The following is a 3,003-nucleotide window of genomic DNA, read 5'->3' as shown; positions in this document are numbered from 1 at the left end:
CGATGCGCCCGACCTCGACGCCGTAGCCGAACAGGTCGCGGGCCGTGCCGGGGCTGGTGACGATCACCCGCCGCGCCGCCGCCAGCGCCTGCCGCTCGCTCGCCTCCAGCGCCTGGCGCTGTTCCGGGCTCAAGCCCTGCTCGAAGGCCAGCGGGTGGTGGATCAGCGCCACCAGCCGCAGCCGCGCCGCCTCGGCCGCCATCTGCTGCGGCAACACGCTGAAGGCCAGGCCATCCAGAACGACCAGCGCGTTGTCCGGGAGCCCGCGCAGCACCGCCGTGGCCTCGACGACCTCGGCCCGGCTGGGAAACGGGAACCCGTCGCCCAGCCGGCGCAGCGTCACCGGCCGGCCGAGCGCCCGCAGGCCCTCGACGATGCGCTTGTCGTAGATGTAGCCGCCGGTACGCGACTCCGGGTCGCCCGGCAGCAGGAAGGCCAGGCTCATCGCGCCAGCCGGCCCTCATAGGAGGCCCAGGCGACATGCGATTCGTGCAGGGTCACGGCCAGGCTCTCGATCGCCGCCGCGCCGGGCCCGAGCTCGCCGGCCGCGATCCGCGCGGCGATGCGGTCGAAGATGGTGCGGGCCAGCACCTCGGTCGTGGTGTTGCGGCCGGCGAAGGCAGCCTCGTCGTCCAGGTTGCGGTAGTTCAGCTCACCCATCACCGCCTTCAGCGCCTCCGACGCCAGGCCGATGTCGACGACGATGCCGTCGGCGTCCAGCTCCGCCCGGCGGAAGGCCAGGTCGACCACATAGGTGGCGCCGTGCAGCTTCTGCGCCGGGCCGAACACGGCGCCGCGGAAGCTGTGGGCGATCATGAAGTGGTCGCGGACCGACACGGTATACATGCTTAACCTGCCTTTCTCACTCCCCTTGCATCCTGCGTCGCCTTGCGGCGAGTCGGATGCGGGGGCCGGACGCGAAAAGCGTATCGGGAATACGGTTGAGCGGCCGGCCCCCACAGGCGGCCGCCGCAAGGCGACCCTTCGGGCCGGTTGAAAATGCCGACAGGGTGCGTCGAACGGCTTGCCCGATGCAAAGGCATCGCGCTGCGCCGCTCTCCTGCCCCGTCGGCATTTTGAACCGGCGCAGGACGCAAGGGGAGTGAGAAAGGCAGGTTTAATCCTCCGGGTAACGGATGCGCTGGCACAGCGCGCCGGCGGGGTCGGCCGCCAGCCGGGCCAGCACCTCGGGAAGCTCGTCGAAACCGCACTCGCCGCTGACCAGCGCGTCCAGCGCCGGGTCCAGCAGCAGCTCCAGCGCCTTGGCCATGCGCCGGGCATGGTCCCAGCGCGGCCGCTGCGCCGTCGCCACCATCCCGACCTGGGAGGAGCGCAGGGTCAGCCGCCGGGAGTGGAAGGCCTCACCCAGCGGCAGCAGCACCGGCGTGTCGCCGTACCAGCTGGCCTCGACCACCGTGGCCTCAAGGCCGGCTAGGCCGAGCGCGGTGGCCGCGCCCTTGGGGTGGCCGCTGGCATGGATCACCAGGTCCCGGTCGCCTGGCGCGTCCGGCGGCAGGGCGAAGCCGACGCCGAGCGCCGCGGCCACCGCCGCCCGGCCGGGATCGGTGTCGACCAGCGTCACCATGCAGCCCGGGATCCGCCCGGCCAGCCGCGCGACGAGGCAGCCGACGATTCCGGCGCCGACCACGGCGATCCGATCCCCCGGCCGCGCCGCCGAGTCCCAGACCACGTTCAGCGCCGTCTCCATGTTGGCGGCCAGCACCGCGCGCTGCGGCGGCAGCCCCTCGGGCAGCGGCGTCACCGCCGATGCCGGCACGACATAGCGGGTCTGGTGCGGGTAGAGGCAGAACACGTCGCGGCCCAGCAGGGCTTCCGGACCGGCGTCGACCGTGCCGACATTGATGTAGCCGTACTTCACCGGGCCGGGGAACACGCCGGCCTGGAACGGCGCCCGCATCGCCTGGTGCTGGCTGCGCGGCACCTTGCCCTGGAACACCAGCGCCTCGGTGCCGCGGCTGACGGCGCCGAAGCGGGCGCGGACCCGGACCTCGTCGGGCCCCGGCTCGGGCAGGGTCTCGGTGCCGATCCGGGCCTGGCCCGATTTGAGGATCCAGAGGGCGCGCGCTTCCATGATGCCCCTGGAATAAGCCGCCGCGGCGCCCCTGGCCAGAGGCCAGCACCGAAGACCAACCAGACAGCACGGGAAAAACCGGCTACCGCTGCAACACGGTCAAGCCGCCCTCGCGCGTTGCCTATGGCCAAAGGGTTCCGTAGCTTGGGGCCGCAATCGGGAGGATGGGCATGTTTCTCGGCATCGATCTCGGGACCTCGGGGGTCAAGGTGGTGCTGGTCGACGGCGACCAGCGCGTGGTCGATCAGGAAGCGGTGCCGCTCGCCGTCTCGCGCCCGCATCCGCTGTGGAGCGAGCAGGACCCGGAGGAGTGGTGGCACGCCACCGATCAGGCCGTGGTCGCGCTCAAGGCCCGGCAAGCCCAGGCCCTGTCCGGCGTGCGCGGCATCGGCCTGTCCGGCCAGATGCACGGCGCCACCCTGCTGGACGAGTCCGATCGGCCGATCCGCCCGGCGATCCTGTGGAATGACGGCCGGGCCGCGGCCGAATGCGCCGAGCTGGAGCGGCGCGAGCCGCGCTCGCGCGCCATCACCGGCAACCTGGCCATGCCCGGCTTCACCGCGCCCAAGCTGCTGTGGGTGGCGGCGCATGAGCCCGACGCCTTCGCCCGCACCCGCCGGGTGCTGCTGCCGAAGGACTATCTGCGCCTGCGCATGACCGGCGCCGCGGCCTCGGAGATGTCGGACGCCGCCGGCACGCTGTGGCTGGATGTCGGCGCTCGGCGCTGGTCCGAGCCGATGCTGGCCGCCACCGGCCTCCCCCTCTCCGCCATGCCGGAGCTGTTCGAGGGCAGCCAGGCCACCGGCACGCTGCGGCCGGAGGTCGCCGCCGCCTGGGGCGTGCCGGCCGATGCGGTGGTGGCCGGCGGGGCCGGCGACAACGCCGCTGGGGCGGCCGGGGTCGGGGTGATC

3 protein-coding genes and 1 pseudogene are annotated in these 3,003 nt (G+C 73.1%); 1 reads left to right on the top strand and 3 read right to left on the bottom strand.

Annotated features, from left to right (window positions below):
* The 3 genes and pseudogenes from P409_RS30565 to P409_RS30555 all read right to left on the bottom strand — a co-directional run.
* Nucleotides 1-445, bottom strand: a pseudogene (locus P409_RS30565) (glycosyltransferase); the annotation flags it as partial.
* Complete coding sequence (locus P409_RS30560; protein ID WP_034847332.1) at nt 442-846, bottom strand: 6-pyruvoyl trahydropterin synthase family protein; 405 nt, start codon at nt 844-846, stop codon at nt 442-444. The pseudogene P409_RS30565 and the gene P409_RS30560, both read right to left, overlap by 4 nt.
* A 271-nt stretch (nt 847-1,117) precedes the next feature.
* Complete coding sequence (locus tag P409_RS30555) at nt 1,118-2,092, bottom strand: zinc-dependent alcohol dehydrogenase (RefSeq protein ID WP_034847330.1); 975 nt, start codon at nt 2,090-2,092, stop codon at nt 1,118-1,120.
* Between the two features lie 170 nt (nt 2,093-2,262).
* Between P409_RS30555 and P409_RS30550 the strand changes: the two genes are divergently transcribed.
* A partial coding sequence (locus P409_RS30550; RefSeq protein WP_034847328.1) for an FGGY family carbohydrate kinase occupies nt 2,263-3,003 on the top strand: 741 nt, incomplete at its 3' end.

The sequence above is a fragment of the Inquilinus limosus MP06 genome, assembly GCF_000767795.1.
GTDB lineage: Bacteria > Pseudomonadota > Alphaproteobacteria > DSM-16000 > Inquilinaceae > Inquilinus > Inquilinus limosus_E.
This window is presented reverse-complemented; position numbering and strand designations above follow the sequence as displayed.